Raw genomic sequence first — 17,108 nt, 5'->3', positions numbered from 1 at the left:
AGGGGAAACGTTAGAAGAATGCTCGCTGCCACTTGCCTGATCCTCTCGTTTTGGCGAGGATCGGTATCGTGCTTCAATCGGACCGTGAACCTTGACGAGCTGAGGGCGTTGCTGGCCCGCCACGCCCGGCCGGACATGAGCACCGACATCGACGGGGTGCTGATCTCGAAGGTGGAGCAGCAGGCCCCGCCCACCACGTCGATGTCGGGCACCGTGCTGGCCCTCATCGCGCAGGGTGCGAAGCGGATGGCGCTCGGCGACCGGGTGTACGAGTACCGCGCGGGCCAGTACCTTGTGGCGTCGGTCGATCTGCCGGTCACCGGCCGCTTCACCGAGGCCAGCGCGGACGCGCCCGCTCTGGGATTCGGGCTGGTGTTGCAGCCGGCAATGGTCGCGGAGTTGCTGTTGCAGGCGGCGCCGGGCGACCTGCCGCCCCTTGCCGGGCCGACGCCATCGGGGATGGTGGTCAGTGACGCTCCCGACGACCTCGGGGACGCGGTGATCCGACTGCTTCGGCTGCTGGACCGACCCCGGGACGTCACTGTGCTCGCGCCCCTGGTCAAACGGGAGATCCTGTGGCTGCTTCTCACCGGCGAGCAGGGTGCCGCTGTCCGGCAGCTCGGTCTGGCCGACAGCAGCCTCAGCCACATCGCCCGGGCGGTCCGGTGGATCCGTGACCACTACGCCAAGTCGTTCCGGGTGGAGGATCTGGCCCGGCTGTCCGGGATGAGCGTGTCGGCGTTCTACCGCAACTTCCAGGCCGTGACAGCGATGAGCCCGATCCAGTTCCAGAAGCAGATCCGGTTACAGGAGGCACGACTGCTGCTCGCCACGCACCCCAACGACGTCACAGGGGTGGGCATCCGTGTCGGCTACGAGAGCCCGTCGCAGTTCAGCCGCGAATATCGTCGCCAGTTCGGCGCGCCGCCCAGCCAGGACGCCACCCGCCTGCGCGCCGTACCCCGAATCGAGGTGCCAGCGGTCGTCTGACCAAACGGGCGCCGCCACTGTCGTGGCGGCGCCCGTTGGACGGAGCAGGATCAGCGGCGGTTGTAGCGGTACATGGTCAGCGTGCCGAAGACGACCAGGAAGCCAGCGCTCCACGCCAGCAACCACATCGTGCTGGACGGGTCCGACGAGCCGGCCATCGCGGCGCGTACGGCGGCCACCAGTTGCGTGACCGGGTTGACGTTCACGAACGCCTGGAGCCAGCCGGGCATTGTGCTCGGCTCGACGAAGACATTGCTGAGGAACGTCAGCGGGAACAGCACCATCATGCTGACCCCCATCACCGACTTCTCGCTGCGCAGAACCAGGCCGAAGAACGTCCACACCCAGGAGAACGTGAACGAGAAGACCACAAGCAACCCGATCCCGAGGGCCACCCCGGCGACCCCGCCGTCGGGCCGGAAGCCGAGCGCCAACCCGACGCCGAGGATGACCAGGGCGGCGAGGATGTAACGCAGCACGTCGCCGAAGATCATCCCGACCAGGGCGGCCGGCCGCCACACGGGCAGGGTCCGGAAGCGGTCGAAGATCCCCTTCTCGATGTCGGTGTTGAGGCCGACGCCTGTGTACATGGTGATCATCACGACGCTCGTCACCATGATGCCGGGCAGGAAGAACTGCAGGTAGTCGCGCGGGCTGTCGGCGAGGGCGCCACCGAACAGGTACGTGAACATCAGCACCATGATGATCGGGAACGCGGTCACGTCGAAGAGCTGCTCCGGCACGTGCTTGATCTTCAGCATGGCCCGCCAGCCGAAGGTGAGCGATGCCCCCAGCGCGCTGGGTCGGGGCGGTCGCGCTCCGGGCGCGAGGACCGTTGCCAGCGCCTCGGCGGACGGTACGTAGACCGACGGAGCCCGTTCGGTGGTGGTCGTTGTGGTGTCGCTCATCGGGCTGCCTCCAGCTGGTCGTCCCGCTCGTCGGCAGGCACGGCGGGATGGTCGGTCAGGGCCAGGAAGACCTCGTCAAGGCTTGGCTGACCGAGGGAGAAGTTGTCGACGACGATGCCGGCGCGGGCCAGGTCGCCGAGCGCGCGGGCGGCCTGGGCGCTGGCCTCGAGGTCGGTGCCGGCCTCCCCGACCCGGGCGAGCAGCGCGACCGGGTCGGCTTCGAGCTGCACCGGTACGCCCAGCGCCGCCTGGAGCACCCGCTCCGCCTCGGGACGCTGCCCGGGGTCCCGTAGCCGCAGGTGGATCGTGCCGGAGCCCACCGACGACTTCAGCTCGCCCGGGGTGCCCTCCGCGATCACCCGGCCGTGGTCGACGACGGCGATCCGCCCGGCGAGCTGGTCCGCCTCGTCGAGGTACTGCGTGGTCAGCAGCACTGTCGTGCCGTGCGCCACCACGGCCCGGACGATCTCCCACACCTGGTTGCGGCTGCGCGGGTCGAGACCGGTCGTCGGTTCGTCGAGGAAGAGCAGGTCGGGCGTGTTGAGGATGCTGGCGGCGATGTCGATACGCCGCCGCATCCCACCGGAGTACTTCTTGACCTGGCGGCCGCTGGCCTCGGTGAGGCCGAACGCGGCGAGCAGAGCTGCGGCGCGGTCGCGGGCGGCCGGTTTGCGCAGGCCGAGGAGCCGGGCGAGGAGCACCAGGTTCTCCGTGCCGGTCAGGTCCTCGTCGACTGAGGCGTACTGGCCGGTGAGGCTGACCCGGCTGCGGACCGCGTCCGCCTCGGTGACCACGTCGTGCCCGAAGACCCGCGCCGATCCGCCGTCGGGCCGCAGCAGCGTCGCGAGCACCCGGACCGCAGTGGTCTTGCCCGCCCCGTTCGGCCCGAGCAGGCCGTAGACGGTGCCGGCGGGCACCTGAAGGTCGATGCCGGCAAGCGCCTTGGTGTCCCCGAACGAGCGGGTGAGCCCTTCGGCTTCGATGGCCAGGCCGGTGGTGCGTCTACTCATGATGGAAACCTTTCGTCGAACGTGTTCAGGAGACGTAGGGCCGTGCGGCCCGGCCGTTCCGAAGCGCCAGGCCCCACCAGCGGAGCTGGTCGAGCAGGGCGCGGATGTCACGGCGTAGCTCGTCGGTGCAGAGTGGCGTCGGCTCACCGGCGAGCAGGTCGAGCCCGACGACGTCGCGCACCGTCATGGCGTGCAGGGCGGTGAAGACGGTGCGCAGTTGGTCGACGGCGTGCAGACCGGTGGACCGGCAGCCGTACGACACGAAGCCGACCGGTTTGGCCTGCCACTCGTCGTACGCGTAGTCGATCGCTTGTTTCAGAGGTGCCGGAAAGCTGTGGTTGTACTCGGGGGTGACCACGACGAACGCCTCCGCCCGACCCACCTCGCTGACGAACGCCCGGATGGACGCCGTCGGCTCAGCGGGATAGCTGGCCGGGAAGTCGTAGTCGTTGAGGTCAACGACAGTCACGGTGAGGTCGTCGTGCCGCGCGGCCTCGTCGAGAAACCAGCTGGCGACCCGGTCGCCCGCCCGTCCCTCCCGGGTGCTGCCGATGATGACAGCGAGTTCCAACGGTGTCATCGTCACCTCCTCCCATCAACCTCAAGGCGCGAGGCAAGGCCGATCGCCCGCTAGATCTGATCTAGCGGGTGGCGTTTCGGCGCGGGATGTCGGATGCGTCGGCTTGACTGGGGCCGACGAACAGGGGAGCACGATGACGCAGGTACGCATCCAGCCGTGGCAGGAGGACGACCTCGACCTGCTGCGGCAGCTCAACTCACCGGACACCCGCAGGCACACCGGCGGCCCGGAGACCGACGAGCAGGTGCTCGCCCGACACGAACGCTACGTGCACTTCGCCGAGGGCGGGCAGGGCTGCATGTTCACGCTGGTCCTGCCGGACGGGGCACGGGTGGGCAGTGTCGGCTACTGGGGCCGCGAGTGGCGCGACCAGCCGGTGTACGAGTTGGGCTGGGCGGTGCTGCCCGCGTACCGGGGGCAGGGGTTGGCGACCGTCGCGGTGCGTGCGGCTGTCGACGTGGTCCGCGCCCGGCGGGACCGGCGCTACGCCCACGCCTACCCCTCGGTTGACAATCCCGCCTCGAACGCGGTCTGCCGCAAGGCCGGTTTCACGCTGCTCGGCGAGACGGGCTTCGAATACCCGCCGGGGCGGATGATGCGCGCCAACGACTGGCGGCTCGACCTGACCGCCCCGCCCACATGAGCGTGATGCCTCAGAGTCATTCTGATGACTCTGAGGCATCACGCTCGCGGCAGCATGTCCCGCCCGGCGGCGGCCGGGATCAGCGGGGGACGTAGTCGAACGTGTCCGGGTGCGAGCCCTGCCGACCGGCCTCACCCTTGTCCAGCTCGGTGATCCGCTCCATCGCGGCGTCGTCGAGCTGGAAGTCGAAGATCTGGAAGTTCTCCTCGATCCGCTTCGGGGTTGTCGACTTCGGGAAGACGATGTCGCCGCGCTGCACGTGCCAGCGGAGCACCACCTGCGCCGGGGTCCGGCCGAGCTGCTCGGCGATGTCGACGACCGTCGGATCGCCCAGCACCTTGCCCTGCGCGATCGGCGACCACGCCTCGGTGAGGATGTTGTGCTCGCGGTCGTACGCGCGGACCTCCTCGTTGCCGAAGTACGGGTGCGCCTCGATCTGGTTGACCGCCGGCACCACGCTCGTCTCGGCGGCCAGCCGCTCCAGGTGCGGCACCTGGAAGTTCGACACGCCGACCGAGCGGGCCCGGCCGTCGCGCTGGAACTCCTCAAGCACCTTCCAGGTGGAGACGAAGTCGCCGTCGTACAGGGTCGGCAGCGGCCAGTGGATGAGGAACAGGTCGATGTAGTCCATCTTCAGGGCGGAGAGCGTCGAGTCGAACGCCTTGCGGGCGTCGTCCGGGCGGTGGAAGCCGTTGTTCAGCTTGCTGGTCACGAAGACCTCGCGACGGTCCAGCCCCGACGTGCGCACCGCCTGGCCCACCTCGGCCTCGTTGCCGTACATCTCGGCGGTGTCGATGTGCCGGTAGCCCACCTCCAGCGCCTTGCTCACCGCCGCGACGGTGTCCTTCGGTTTGATCTGGAACACCCCGAAGCCGAGCTGCGGAATGGTGTTGCCGTCGTTCAGGCTGATGTCGGGGATCGTCGTGGCCACTGCGGCTCCTTCGCGTCTGTGTGTCGTTTCATCCATACCCGGGCCGGCCACCGATTCACCGCCCGAGGGCGAGCGCGGCGAGCGCAGGCGGGGCCGGTTCACCCGGTCGTGTCGAACAACACCGGCCACGGCCGCGCCGCCGGCACCGACGGGTCAGCCCTGGTCGGTGCCGGTTCGGCGTCGGCAAGCACCTCGGCGGCGAGCTGCGCGAACATCGGCGCCGCCGGATGCGCGGACCGGTCCGGCCACGCCGCCGAGGTGCGCTTGGCAAGCGGCGCGTCGGCGATCGGCCGCCAGGCGATCCGAGGCTCCCGCCGAGCCACGGTGGCCGGCTCCAGGGCCGCCCCGCCGCCGGCCAGCACCAGCCCGAAGAGGAACTCCGGGTTGCGCGCCGGCCGGACCCGCGCCGGCCGCCAGCCGTACCGTCGGCACACCCGCAGCAGGTGGTCGTGCCAGCCCGGCGCTGTGGCCCGGGGCACGGCCACCAGGTCCAGGCCGGCCAGCGACGCGAGCGTCACGTCCCGCCCGCGGGCCAGCGGCGAGGTCCGCGGCAGCAACACCCCCAGCGGTACGTCGACGGCGGCGCCGAAACGCAGCCCGTCCGCGTCGACCGGGTGGTGCACAAGCCCCACGTCGAGGTTGCGTTCGGTGAGCATCCGGGTCTGCTCGGCGGTGGTCAGCTCGTGCAGCTCCACGTCCAGGCCGGGTGCCCGGGTGGTGAGCCCGTCGAGCAGCGCGCGCAGGGTCACGGCGGGGGTCTCCGGCGGCACGCCGGCCCGGAGCACGCCCAGCTCACCCGCGCGGACCTGCCCCATCAGGCTGCGCAGCCGGCCCTCACCCGCGAGCAGTTCCTCCGCCTCGCCGAGCAGCAGCTCACCGGCGGTGGTGAGGCGCACCTGACGGCGGGACCTGTCGAACAGCTCGACGGTCAGCTCCCGCTCCAGCCGCTGGATCGACTGGCTCAGCGGCGGCTGGGCCATCCCGAGCAGCTCGGCCGCCCGCCCGAAGTGCAGCTCGTTGGCGACCACCACGAAGTGCCGCAGGTGTCGGAGCAGGTCCACGGCCGGACCCTACGCCAGCGTCGACGGCCCGCCGGTACCGTGCGGGCGTGGACGTGGGGGAACGCATCGAGGCCATCTTCGCCGGCGCCGGGGTGACCGCCAGCCTGCACGCCGTCGACCTGGACGCCGTGAACCTGGATCTGACGGTCGGCCAGCTCGGTGGCGGGCGGGAGGTCGGGGTGCGGGCCGACGAGCAGGTGGTGATCGCCTCGATCTTCAAGATCCTGCTGGTGCTGGAGTTCGCCCGGCAGGTCGAGGCCGGTCAGCTCGACCCGACCGAGCGGATCCTGGTCACCGCCGACGACCGGCTCGGCGGTTGGGGTGTGGCCGGCTGCGCCGACGACGTCGAGGTGTCGCTGCGCGACCTCGCGTACTTCGCCATGTCGGTGAGCGACAACACGGCCGCCGACCTGCTACTGCGCCGGGTCGGCCCGGACCTGCTGCCGATGCTCGCCGCCGAGTTGGGGCTTACCCGTACCCGCGTTCTGGGCGGTCCCCGGGAACTGGTCGAGGTGATGCTCGCCGACGTGGGCGCCCGGACCGAGGCGGAGTTCGCCCGGATCTTCCCCACCTTGCCGGACGACCGGGTCCGGGCCATGCGGGTTTTCGACCCCCTGCAAACCACGTCCAGCACGGCCCGGGAGATCACCCGGCTGCTCACCCTCATCTGGCGGGACGAGGCCGGGCCTGCGGCGGCCTGCGCGATGGTCCGCACCTGGATGGCCCGGCAGATCTTCTGGACCCGCCTGGCCGCCGGGTTCCCGCCCGGCGTCCGGGTGTCCGGCAAGACCGGCACCCTGCCCGGTCTGCACCTGGAGGCCGGGGTCGCGGAATACCCCGACGGCGGCCGGTACGCCATCGCCATCTTCGCCCGCGCCGACCGGCTGACCCCGCGCCGCATCGACGTGGACCTGGCGATGGGGGAGGCGGCCCGGACCGCCGTCGAGGCGCTGCGCGCGGGCTGATTTTCCGCCCGTCCGAGCCGTGGAGCACGGCCTCTGGACAGGCCCGATATGCGACCGCGTATCGGAGTCGGCGGTGTTGGATCTTGGACCTGGGCCGGTGTGCGCTGATTGGCTCGTGTCGACCGATCGCCCGACCACGGGGAGTAGATCCGCATGCCCAATCTCGACCGCCGCCGCTTCCTCCGCGACACCGCAGCCACCACCGCCCTGGTCTCCGCAGGCGGCCTCGTCGCCACCTCGGCCGCACCCGCCCAGGCCGCGGCCCCCGCGCCGGCCACCCTCCGCAGTGGTGCGGTCAGCTTCCGCTGGTGGGGGACGGCCGGCTGGCGCGTCGACATCGGGAACCGGACCGTCCTGGTCGACCCGTACCTCAGCCGGATCGACACCGGCCTGTTCACCGGCCCGTTCAACCAGGCGGCCAAGCTGACCGTGCGCACCGACGTGATCGACAGGCGCGTCGACCGGGCCACGACGGTGCTCGTCACCCACACCCACTGGGACCACTTCATGGACGTGCCGTACATCGCCGGCCGTACCGGCGCGCGGGTCTTCGGCACGCTCACCGCGTACCACCTGGGGTTGGCCTACGGGGTGCCGTCGACACAGCTGAGCGCCGTGAAGGGCGGCGAGGTGCTGGACTTCGGCGACCACACCATCGAGGTGGTCGGCTCGCTGCACAGTCGCAACGCCTCGTACTCGGTGGCGTTTCCGGGGGTGCGGGTGAGCCCGCCGCCGCTGCCGGCGACCATCGCCGATCTTCCGGAGGGCGACACGCTCGGCTACCTGCTGCGCGTCGACGGTGGACCGTCGGTCTACTTCACCGGGGCCAGCGACGTCGCCGAGCGGAACCTCACCGGCCTCGCGCCGGACGTCGCCATGGTGGCCATGCAGAACGCCACCACCACCGGCGACTACCTGCCCCGGCTGCTCGCCGGCCTCGACTACCCGAAGGTCGTCGTGCCGGTGCACTGGGACAACTTCGAGACCGCGTTGCGGAACCCGCCGGTCGTCGCCCCCGCCGACCGCACCCGGTTGAACGAGATGATCACGGCGATCCGCCGGATCTCGCCGCGCAGCCGGGTGCTGGTGCCCGAGTACGAGACCGCGTACCACTTCTGACCGGCCTCGGTGGGGGCCCGCGGCCCCCACCGGGTCAGCCGGCGGCCATCTCGGCCAGGGCACGCACCGACTTCCAGTTCCGGGTGGTGGCCACCACGGCGAGCTTCTTCTCCAGGTACGCGTTGGTGAACTTCGACCGCCCGTAGCCGCCGTCGGGGAAGTGCAGGAAGACCTCCCGGCCGGTCACCGTGAACGCGGCGTTCTCGCCGCCGGGCACGGTCAGCGCGTCCACGGCGGACGTGGTCGGCGCGGACCGCAGGAAGGCCACCAGCAGCCTCGTCGGGTCGTCCTCCCGCTCGGCGTACGGGTTGCCGCCGGCCACCGCCGCCAGCTCCCGACCGCTGCGCACCAGCACCGGAACGGTCAACCCCAGCTCGTCGGCGAGCGCCCGCTCGATCCCGCCGGCCAGCTTCTCGGCGTCGCGCACACTGCTGCCGAAGGCCACGTTGCCGCTCTGCAGGTACGTCTTGACGTCGTCATGCCCGAGGTCGGTGACGATCCGGCGCAGGTCGGCCATCGCGAGGCGGACGCCGCCGACGTTGACCCCGCGCAGCAGGGCGACGTACCGGGTCATCGGCTCCTCCTCGCTGCGGTTGATCCGCTCAGCGTAGATCGGTCGGCCTCGACGCACCGGAACCGACCAGGCCCGTTTCGTAGGCGACGATGACCAGTTGCGCGCGGTCCCGGACGCTCAGCTTGGTCAGCAGCCGCCCGACGTGGGTCTTCACGGTGGCCTGGCTGAGACTGAGGTGCGTGGCCAACTCCGTGTTGGACAGGCCCCGGCCGATCAGCGTGAGCACTTCGCGTTCCCGGTCGGTCACCCCGCTCAGTCTGCGGGGCAGTGGCCGGGCCGGCTCCGCCCGCCGGGCGAACTCGTCGATCAGCCGGCGGGTCACCGTCGGCGCGAGCAGCCCCTCTCCGGCGGCGACCACCCGGATCCCGGTCAGCAGATCCGCCGGTGGGGTGTCCTTGAGCAGGAACCCGCTCGCTCCTGCGCGCAACGCGCCGTAGACGTACTCGTCCAGGTCGAACGTGGTCAGGATGATGACTCGGCTGCCGGCGATCGCCGGGTCGGCGCAGATCCGCCGGGTCGCCTCGATGCCGTCCATCTCCGGCATCCGGACGTCCATCAGCACGACATCCGGCCGGTGCTGCGCTGTCAACGCGACGGCCTCCACGCCGGTGCCCGCCTCGCCGACAGTGGTGCAGTCCGGGGCGAGATCGACGAGCAGCCGGAAGCTGCCGCGCAGCAGCGCCTGGTCGTCGGCGATCAGCACCCGGATCACGTGGCCACCCGGTAGGGCAGGCTGGCCGTCACCGCGAAACCGCCGTGCGCGCCCGGTCCGGCACGGAACTCCCCGCCGTGCAACGCCACCCGTTCCTGCATGCCGATCAACCCGTGCCCCTCCCTGCCGGTCAGCACCGGACGTCGACCGTCGTCGGTCACCTCCACCCGTACCTCGCCGGGCGTGACGGTCACGGTAGCCCGGCAGGCGGCCGGTGCCGCGTGCTTCACCACGTTGGTCACCGCCTCCTGCACGATCCGGTACACCGCCAGGCCCACCGACTCCGGGACGATGCCGTCGGGTGCCTCCCGCCGTACGTCGAGCCGTACGTCGACGCCGCCGATCGCCGCCTGCTCGGCCAGCGCGGGCAGCTCGTCCAGCCCGGGTGCCGGGGCGTACGAGGTGCCGTCGCGCAGGACGCCGAGCACCCGGCGGACGTCGGCCAGGGCGTTGCGGCCGGTCTCCTCGATCACCCGCAGGGCGGCGCCCGCCTCGCGGGGGTCCGCCTCGGCGACGTGGTTGGCGACTGCCGCCTTCACCACGATGAGGCTCAGCGTGTGGGCGACCACGTCGTGCAGCTCGCGTGCCACCCGCAGGCGCTCCTCGGCGGTGGCCTGCCGGACCAGGTGGTCACTCTGCCGGGCGGCGAGGGCTCGCCGCTCCCGGACCAGCCAGCCGATCACCCAGGCGGGCGCGATCATGACGACGGCGTAGACGACCGCACCGGTCCGCGACCACAGATCGCCCGCCGTGAGCACCAGGGCGACGCTCACCAACGCGAGACAACCGGCTGCGCAGAGCATCGAGCGGCGGGTGGCCGTCGACACCGCGACAGTGTAGAAGGACAGGCCGATGGCGAGCGCCGGCGCGGCGGCGGCGAAGTTCGGGATCACCCCGGTGACCAGGGCGACGGTGGCGACGGAGCTGATCACGGCGGCCACCGTCAACGGCCACCGGCGGCGTACGGCAAGCGGCAGCCCGAGGGCCATCCCGACGAGCACTGACACCCAGAGCGGCTCGTGTACGCCACCGTGCAGCGGTGACTCCAGGGCCGCGTACGGGCAGAGCAGCCCGCCGACCGCCACCGCCAGCAGGGTGTCCGCGATGTACAGGTCCGTCGGCCGCAGCCGCCGGGTCAGCAGGGTGGGGGTCACCGGTCCGACGGTATCGGCCGGCTCGCCGCTCGGCGTCCGTCCACGGGTGGTCATCCCGGGGGACGACCTGGCGGCGGTTTCGGGCCGTCGTCTCCACCCGGGGCACTGGCGGAAACTGTCCGCGCCGGTACGACGCGCGCCACCCGTCGGGGACTGCATTGTGGTGGCCATGACCACACACACGGTGACCCTGACGGGGCTGCGCGCGGTGTACGGCACCGGAAACCGGCGGGTGACCGCGCTGGACGGCGTGACGACGAGCTTCGTGACCGGGACGTTCACGGCGGTGATGGGCCCCTCCGGTTCGGGGAAGTCCACTCTGTTGCACTGCGCGGCGGGGTTGGACAGCCCGACCGAGGGGATCGTCGCGATCGACGGCGTCCGCCTCGACCAGCTCCGCGAGGACGAGGTGACCCGGCTGCGGCGCGACCGGATCGGGTTTGTGTTTCAGGCGTTCAACCTGGTGTCCACGCTGACCGCCGCGCAGAACGTCGAGTTGCCGTCGCGGCTGGCCGGCCGTCGCCCACCGGCCCGGGACGTCACCGCCGCTCTGGACGCGGTCGGGTTGGCCGACCGGGCCGGGCACCGGCCGAGTGAGTTGTCCGGCGGTGAGCAGCAGCGCGTCGCCGTGGCCCGAGCGTTGATCACCCGCCCGGCCGTGGTGTTCGCCGACGAACCGACCGGGGCACTGGACAGTGCGGCGTCCCGGCAGGTGCTCCGGCTGCTGCGTGCGCTCGTCGACGACCACGGGCAGACAGTGGTGATGGTGACCCACGATCCCGCCGCCGCCGCGTACGCCGATCGGGTGCTGCTGCTCGCCGACGGCCGGGTCGTCGACGAGTTGGACGGCGCGATTTCCGCTGCGGTCGTCGCGGCGCGGATCGCCGAGCGGGAGGCGGACCCGGCGGGCTCGTCGCGGCACGCCGTCGAGACGGCGGGGGAGCGGTCATGCTGAGTGTCCGACGGTCGGCCAGCGCGTTCGTGGCCGTCGCCATCGGCGTCGCGCTGGTCGCGACCGCCACCCTCCTGCTCGCCTCCGGACGTCCGCAGGTGCCGGACCGCCTGGCGCGGGCGGCGGTCGTGGTGCAGAGCCCCGAAGCGGGTGCGTCGACCGACCAGTTCGTGCCGACCCGCCCGTGGTCCGCCGACACGGCGGCGGGACTCGCCGGGAGGCTGGCCGCGCTGCCCGGCGTGGTGGCGGCGGTACCGGACCGGACCTTCTACGCCCAACCGCTCGTCGACGGTCGGCCCTCCGCTGTCGACACCCGGCGGGAGGACGCTCAGCAGGGGCACGGCTGGGCCAGCGCCAAGCTGGGTGGATCGCGCCTCACCGCCGGTGAGCCGCCGCGCGGGCCCGGCGAGGTGGTCGTCGACAGCGCGCTCGGCCTGCGTATCGGTGCGCCGGTGACGCTGCTTACGGCGACGGGTGCGCAGGCGTACACCGTCACGGGTCTGGTCGACGGGCCCGGCGTGCACGTCGCCGACGAGGTCGCCGCGGCGCTCGCGCCCGGCGTCCGGGCGATCGGGCTGGTCCTCGCGGCGGGGGCCGATCCGCAGCGGGTCGCCGCGACGGCTCGCGGTGTCGTCGGCGGCGACGGTCGGGTGCTGATTGGCGACGCGCGCGGCGCGTTGGAGCCGCGCAACGACGCCCGGACCCGGTGGATCGGCATGCAGGTGCTCAGCGCCACGGCGGCCCTGGCCGGCTTCGTCACGGTGTTCGTGGTGTCCTCCACCTTCGCGTTCACCGTCGCGCAGCGCCGCCGGGAGCTGGGCCTGCTGCGCGCCGTCGGCGCCACCGCCCGGCAGGTCCGCCGCATGGTGTGCGCCGAGGCGCTCGTCGTCGGCGTCAGCGCCGGGCTGGTCGGCCTGCTGGTCGGCGCGGTACTCGCCCCGGTGGTGGGTCGCCTGCTCGTCGATGCCGGGTTCGAGCCGTCGACCTTCCGGGTCGGATACGCCGTCTGGCCGGTCGCGGTCTCGCTCGCGGCCGGGCCGGTGATCGCGTTGCTGGCGGTCTGGTCGGCCTCGCGCCGGGCGGCGCGGGTCCGCCCGTTGGAGGCGCTGCGCGAGGCCGCTGTGGAGCAGCGACCGATCGGGCGTGCCCGGGTCGCCACCGGCGCGCTTCTCGTCGTGGCGGGCATCGCGCTCAGCGTCGGGACGGCGACAGCGGACGAGCCCCGGGTGGCGGCGTCGTACGCCCTGTACGCGGTGATGGCCCTGGTGGCCGGTGCCACAGTGCTCTCTCCGGCGATGGTCGGGCCGGTGGTGCGGCTGCTGCGGTCTCCGGTGCGGCGGCGCGGTGGGGCGATCGGGATGCTGGTCCGGGGCGGGGCGTCGACCGCCACCCGGCGGACCGCCTCGATCGCCGCGCCGGTGCTGCTCACTGTCGCCTTCGCGGTGCTGGTGTCCGGGATGGTGCGCACCACCACCGCCGCGTACGCGGCGGGCCGGGCGGACAACGTGAACGGCGGTTGGATCGTCGTGCCGGACCGGACGCCCGGTCTGTCGGATGCGGCAGTCGCCGCGACCGGCGGCACCGCCCTGCTGCCGACCACCGTCTACCGCACCGATCCGGCAACGCAGACGGTGAACCGGCCACTGACCGCGCTCGGTGTCGACCCGACGGGCTTCGCCGCCGCGAACCGGGCGCTCACCGTCGTCGCCGGTTCCCTGGAGGAGCTGCGCGGAGACGACACAGTGGTGGTCACCGCCTCGGCGAATCTTCTGCCGTCCGCGCCGTACGAGCTGACCTTCGCCGACGGAACTGCGGTGTCGTTGCGGGTCGTCGCGGTCGTCACCGACAATTCGCTGCCGGGCCACCTGCTGGTGCCCCGGGCCGTGGTGCGGGCGCACGACCCGTCGGCGTTGACCTCGACGGTGTACGTCCGGGACCGGATCGATCCGCCGGTCGGCGCGCGGATCGTCGACGTCGCCACCTGGGCGGCCGAGGCGGACGCCGCCGAGGACCGGCTGGTCTGGCTGTTCACGCTGCTGCTGATCGGTGTGTCGGCCGGTTACGGGGCCATCGCGGTGGCCAACACGTTGCTGCTGGCCGCCGCCGGTCGGGTAGCGGACCTGCGGCTGATCCGGTTGGCCGGGGCGACCCGGCGGCAGGTCGTCTGGCTGGTCACCGCCGAGTCCGCCCTGGTGGTGCTGATCGGCGCGCTGCTCGGTGGCGCTGTCGCGTTCGTCGGGCTGCTCAGCATCCGCGCCGGCCTGGCCGAGCAGGTCGGCGCGTCCGTCGACCTGGTGGTGCCCTGGTCGGTGATCGCAGCGGTGGTGGGGCTGTGCCTGCTGCTCGCCGTGCTGGCGAGCGTGCTGCCGACCTGGCGGTCACTGCGGCACCGTCCGGCGCGGACCCCGGTCGGCGTCGTCGGATGAGCGCCCGCTCACTCCGCCACCGGCAGCGTGACCTCGTTGCGGCGCAGGAACCACGGCTTCCACGGCGGGTCGAAGCGCGCGTACCGGATGGCGCCGGTGGGTTGCAGCCCGGCCGAGGTGACCGACCGGCCGAGCATGGTGGCCCGCTGGCCGAACGCCTGCTCCGTCCACCGGCCGGAGAAACGCATCGCCGCCACGAGCTGCGGCGGGATCTCCCGGATCCGCACGCGGGCGTCCACCGGCTCGGGCAGGGTGGCGGCGGTGCAGGCGGCCGGCATGACGAACTGGATCAGGTACGCGCCGGGCCACTCGCCCTCTACCTGCACCACCGGCACGGTCATGGCGATCTTCTGCGAGCCGTCGGCCGTCGACGGCGCCGGCGTGGCTACGTCGATCGGCTGCCGGGCACGGTTGGCGCCCCCGATGTAGGCCGACAGCGGCCGGAACGCCTCGATCGGCGCCCGGGTGAACGACGCCTGGACCCGCATCTCCGCCACCAGGTGGGCCGGGTAGCGGCGCAACTCGAAGCCGGGGTGTCGAGACACCACCCGGTACGGCTGCTGTTCGGTCATCGGCGCGCTCCCAGGATCTCCTGGGATTGACGCTACCGGTCGTGCGGCTCCCGCTCGGGCGAAGTCCGCTGCTCCGTCCCGGGGGCGACGGCCCTGCCGCTCAGCCGCCAGTACTGGCGCTTCTCCTCGTCGCGCAGCACCACCCCGAGCCTGCCCAACTCCCGGCGCAGCTCCCGGACGTCGTCGCTGCGGTCCTTGCCGATCGCCGTCTCGCGGGCGCGCAGCAGTGCGTCCGCCCCGGCGGGCAGGCCGGGCAGGTCGGGCACCCACAGCCGGTACGCCGACCGGTGCGGGTCGTCGTCGGCCCAGCCCCAGCCGTGCTCCCGGAACGCCGCCGCCAGCCGGTCGGCCGGCAGGTCAGTGGACTCGCGGGCCAGCTCGGCGCCTTCGGAGTCGAGCAGCACCAGGTGCCCGCCGTCGACGAAGACCACCCGGGTGTCGACGCGGGCGATCGTGCGGTTCTGGTCGGAGCGGCGCAGCCGGACCTGCGCCGCGTCCACGGTGACGATCAGCCGCTCGGCGGTGCCGACCCCCGCGACGACAAGGCCGGCCAGGACGCCCACCGCGATCGTGCCGGCGGTGGCCTGCGGCTCGGGCAGCCGGTCCAACCACTCGATCAGGTCGCCGAACGGCATCCAGGGCAGCCGCGTGAGCCAGCCCGTGGCCGCCGAGAGGAGCCATCCGGCGCCCGCGCCGAGCAGCGGGAAGCCACCCCACATGACGGCCAGCTCCAGCGGGCCGCCGGTGACCACCGTGTGTGGTCGGGCGCCGGAGACGTCCATGGTCAGGACACCTCCCGGCGGAGTGTCCGGATAAGGCCGACGGCCAGCGGGAGGACCAGCCAGGCCAGCAGGGACACCGCCAACCGCGCCCACTGCCCGCCCGTGACATGGCTGGTGAACAGCGGCTCCATGGTCCGGCTGGTGTCCAGCCAGTCGGCCGGGCGGTTCAGGGGCCGGACCACTTCGCCGAGCACCGTCCAGATGGTCGGCAGCAGCAGGTAGCCGACGATGGCCAGCGGCGGGTTGAGCAGCAGCAGGCCGAAGGCGGCGCCCATGAGCACGCTGGCCACCTGGACGATCCCCGCGTGCACTATCAGCGACCCGTCGGCGTCCCAGGTGCCCGCGCCGCCGGTGGCCGACGCCACGAGCGTCCCGACGGCGGCGACGGCCAGGCTGATCAGCAGCGAGGCGAGCGCGGCGAGCACCACCGCGACGAGCTTCGCGGCCACCACCCGCTGCCGCCGGGGAACCAGCGCGTACGTGGTGAGGGCTGTGCGTTGGGACCACTCGCTGGTGATCGACAGGATGCCCAGGACCGGCAGGAGCAGGCTGACCGGCAGCAGCGACGGAACGAAGAAGGTGACGAAGGTCTGGTCGGCGTCCTCGGCGTAGATCAGCAGGAGCGTGACGATCGCGACGACGACCAGACCGATGGTGACAAGCAGCCAGCGCCCGGCCCGGGTGTCGACGAGCTTGCGCAGTTCGACGGTGGTGAGCCGCAGCAGCGACGGCCGGCGTACCGGGGCATGGTGCGATGGTGCGACCGCTCTGGCGGAGGGCGCGGTGGTGGTGGTCATCGGACGGCCTCCTTGGTGGTTTCGCCGGCGGTCAGCGTGAGGAAGAGTTGTTCGAGGCCACCGCCGCTGGCGGGGCGCAGCTCGGCGAGCGCGACGCCGGCGTCGGCCGCGGCCTGGCCGACCGCCTCGGCGTCGGCCTGCACCAGCAGGCCGTCGGCACTCTCGGCGGCGGTCAGGTCGGCGGCGTCCAGGGCCCGGCGCAGTGCCGCGTCGTCGCGGGCCCGCACCACAGTCCCGCCGCCGGCCAGCAGCTCGTCCTTGCTGCCCTGGGCCACGATCCGGCCGCCCCCGATAACCACCAGCCGGTCCGCGACCGCCTCCACCTCGCGCAGCAGGTGGGAGGAGAGCAGCACGGTGCCGCCCCGGTCGGCGAAGTCGCGCAGCAGGCCGCGCATCCAGAAGATCCCCTCCGGGTCCAGGCCGTTGGCCGGCTCGTCGAGGATCAACACCCGGGGGTCACCGAGCAGCGCGTGCGCCAGGCCGAGCCGCTGCCGCATGCCCAACGAGTACGCCTTCACCCGCCGCTTGGCGGCCACCGTGTTCAACCCGACCAGGTCGAGCTTCGCGGCGACCTCACGCCGGTCCAACCCCATCGTGTACGCGGACAGCGTCAACGCCTCGCGGCCGGTGCGCCCGGCGTGCTGGGCGGAGGCGTCCAGCAGCACCCCGACCTCCCGGCCGGGGTTGGGCAGGTCCCGGTAGAGGTGCCCGGAGACTGTGGCGCGGCCGGCGGTCGGCGCGGTGAGGCCACAGATCATCCGCATGGTGGTGGACTTGCCGGCCCCGTTGGGCCCGAGGAAGCCGGTGACGGTGCCCGGTTCGCACTGGAACGACACGTCGTCCACGGCCGGGTGTGGCCCGTACCGTTTGGTGAGGTTCTCCACGGTGATCATGCGGTTGAGCCTGCCCGCGCCACCCGGCCATCCGCTGCG

General features: G+C 72.4%; 18 protein-coding genes. 6 read left to right on the top strand and 12 right to left on the bottom strand.

Going from position 1 to position 17,108, the window contains the following annotated elements; genetic code table 11:
* The first annotated feature begins 84 nt into the window (after positions 1 to 84).
* Positions 85 to 990, top strand: a complete 906-nt coding sequence (locus tag ADK66_RS13215) for an AraC family transcriptional regulator (protein WP_053655162.1) — start codon at positions 85 to 87, stop codon at positions 988 to 990.
* A gap of 50 nt (positions 991 to 1,040) precedes the next feature.
* On the opposite strand, the gene ADK66_RS13210 is transcribed toward ADK66_RS13215, so the two are convergent.
* The 3 genes from ADK66_RS13210 to ADK66_RS13200 are packed head-to-tail and all read right to left on the bottom strand — an operon-like array spanning position 1,041 to position 3,488.
* Positions 1,041 to 1,898 carry an ABC transporter permease gene (locus ADK66_RS13210; RefSeq protein ID WP_053655159.1) on the bottom strand — a complete coding sequence of 286 codons (858 nt, stop codon included), beginning with the start codon at positions 1,896 to 1,898 and terminating at the stop codon, positions 1,041 to 1,043.
* Entirely contained in the window at positions 1,895 to 2,908 is a 1,014-nt protein-coding gene (locus tag ADK66_RS13205; RefSeq protein ID WP_053655157.1) for an ATP-binding cassette domain-containing protein, read from the bottom strand. Before ADK66_RS13205 ends, ADK66_RS13210 begins: the two co-directional genes overlap by 4 nt.
* A gap of 25 nt (positions 2,909 to 2,933) precedes the next feature.
* The gene (locus tag ADK66_RS13200) at positions 2,934 to 3,488 is read right to left on the bottom strand and encodes an NADPH-dependent FMN reductase (RefSeq protein WP_053655246.1); all 555 of its coding nucleotides are present in this window, start codon (positions 3,486 to 3,488) and stop codon (positions 2,934 to 2,936) included.
* A 133-nt stretch (positions 3,489 to 3,621) separates the two neighbouring features.
* On the opposite strand from ADK66_RS13200, the gene ADK66_RS13195 reads away from it, so the two are divergent.
* Positions 3,622 to 4,131 (top strand): GNAT family N-acetyltransferase, encoded by a 510-nt coding sequence (locus tag ADK66_RS13195; RefSeq protein WP_053655155.1) that lies wholly within the window; start codon positions 3,622 to 3,624, stop codon positions 4,129 to 4,131.
* A gap of 79 nt (positions 4,132 to 4,210) precedes the next feature.
* Here ADK66_RS13195 and ADK66_RS13190 read toward each other — a convergent pair whose 3' ends face one another.
* Together ADK66_RS13190 and ADK66_RS13185 are read right to left on the bottom strand one after the other, a co-directional pair.
* Positions 4,211 to 5,062, bottom strand: a complete 852-nt coding sequence (locus ADK66_RS13190) for an aldo/keto reductase (protein WP_231640024.1) — start codon at positions 5,060 to 5,062, stop codon at positions 4,211 to 4,213.
* Between the two features lie 98 nt (positions 5,063 to 5,160).
* Entirely contained in the window at positions 5,161 to 6,123 is a 963-nt protein-coding gene (locus ADK66_RS13185; RefSeq protein ID WP_053655151.1) for a LysR family transcriptional regulator, read from the bottom strand.
* Between the two features lie 47 nt (positions 6,124 to 6,170).
* On the opposite strand from ADK66_RS13185, the gene ADK66_RS13180 reads away from it, so the two are divergent.
* Both ADK66_RS13180 and ADK66_RS13175 read left to right on the top strand, forming a co-directional pair.
* On the top strand, positions 6,171 to 7,088 hold the full coding sequence (locus tag ADK66_RS13180) for a serine hydrolase (protein WP_053655149.1): 918 nt from the start codon (positions 6,171 to 6,173) through the stop codon (positions 7,086 to 7,088).
* A gap of 153 nt (positions 7,089 to 7,241) precedes the next feature.
* Positions 7,242 to 8,207, top strand: a complete 966-nt coding sequence (locus ADK66_RS13175) for an MBL fold metallo-hydrolase (RefSeq protein WP_053655146.1) — start codon at positions 7,242 to 7,244, stop codon at positions 8,205 to 8,207.
* 34 nt (positions 8,208 to 8,241) lie between these two features.
* Here ADK66_RS13175 and ADK66_RS13170 read toward each other — a convergent pair whose 3' ends face one another.
* Genes ADK66_RS13170 through ADK66_RS13160 form a run of 3 tightly spaced genes read right to left on the bottom strand, consistent with a single transcriptional unit; the run spans position 8,242 to position 10,647 of the window.
* Complete coding sequence (locus ADK66_RS13170; protein WP_053655244.1) at positions 8,242 to 8,781, bottom strand: DUF1697 domain-containing protein; 540 nt, start codon at positions 8,779 to 8,781, stop codon at positions 8,242 to 8,244.
* A 28-nt stretch (positions 8,782 to 8,809) separates the two neighbouring features.
* Entirely contained in the window at positions 8,810 to 9,493 is a 684-nt protein-coding gene (locus ADK66_RS13165; protein WP_053655145.1) for a response regulator transcription factor, read from the bottom strand.
* Positions 9,490 to 10,647 carry a sensor histidine kinase gene (locus ADK66_RS13160; RefSeq protein WP_231640023.1) on the bottom strand — a complete coding sequence of 386 codons (1,158 nt, stop codon included), beginning with the start codon at positions 10,645 to 10,647 and terminating at the stop codon, positions 9,490 to 9,492. The genes ADK66_RS13165 and ADK66_RS13160 overlap by 4 nt, the downstream gene beginning before the upstream one ends.
* 169 nt (positions 10,648 to 10,816) lie before the next feature.
* Here ADK66_RS13160 and ADK66_RS13155 point away from each other — a divergent pair, with 169 nt between their 5' ends.
* A complete protein-coding gene (locus ADK66_RS13155; protein ID WP_053655242.1) occupies positions 10,817 to 11,602 on the top strand; it encodes an ABC transporter ATP-binding protein in 786 nt (261 codons plus the stop codon).
* The gene (locus ADK66_RS13150; protein ID WP_053655141.1) at positions 11,596 to 14,025 is read left to right on the top strand and encodes an ABC transporter permease; all 2,430 of its coding nucleotides are present in this window, start codon (positions 11,596 to 11,598) and stop codon (positions 14,023 to 14,025) included. Before ADK66_RS13155 ends, ADK66_RS13150 begins: the two co-directional genes overlap by 7 nt.
* An 8-nt stretch (positions 14,026 to 14,033) precedes the next feature.
* Here the strand turns inward: ADK66_RS13150 and ADK66_RS13145 are convergent, their stop codons facing one another.
* Genes ADK66_RS13145 through ADK66_RS13130 form a run of 4 tightly spaced genes read right to left on the bottom strand, consistent with a single transcriptional unit; the run spans position 14,034 to position 17,069 of the window.
* Entirely contained in the window at positions 14,034 to 14,597 is a 564-nt protein-coding gene (locus ADK66_RS13145; RefSeq protein ID WP_053655138.1) for a heme-binding protein, read from the bottom strand.
* Positions 14,598 to 14,629: 32 nt separating this feature from the next.
* Positions 14,630 to 15,379: a hypothetical protein gene (locus ADK66_RS13140; protein ID WP_053655136.1), complete on the bottom strand. Its 750-nt coding sequence runs from the start codon at positions 15,377 to 15,379 to the stop codon at positions 14,630 to 14,632.
* Positions 15,380 to 15,381: 2 nt separating this feature from the next.
* Positions 15,382 to 16,176, bottom strand: coding sequence for a hypothetical protein (locus ADK66_RS13135; protein ID WP_053655134.1), 795 nt, complete (start codon positions 16,174 to 16,176; stop codon positions 15,382 to 15,384).
* Complete coding sequence (locus ADK66_RS13130) at positions 16,173 to 17,069, bottom strand: ABC transporter ATP-binding protein (RefSeq protein WP_053655132.1); 897 nt, start codon at positions 17,067 to 17,069, stop codon at positions 16,173 to 16,175. The genes ADK66_RS13135 and ADK66_RS13130 overlap by 4 nt, the downstream gene beginning before the upstream one ends.
* Positions 17,070 to 17,108: the final 39 nt, after the last annotated feature.

Origin of the sequence: Micromonospora sp. NRRL B-16802 (genome assembly GCF_001279555.1) — a bacterium.
Classification (GTDB): domain Bacteria; phylum Actinomycetota; class Actinomycetes; order Mycobacteriales; family Micromonosporaceae; genus Micromonospora; species Micromonospora profundi.
Note: the sequence above shows the minus strand (reverse complement) of the source record. Positions and strands in the feature narration are given on the sequence as shown.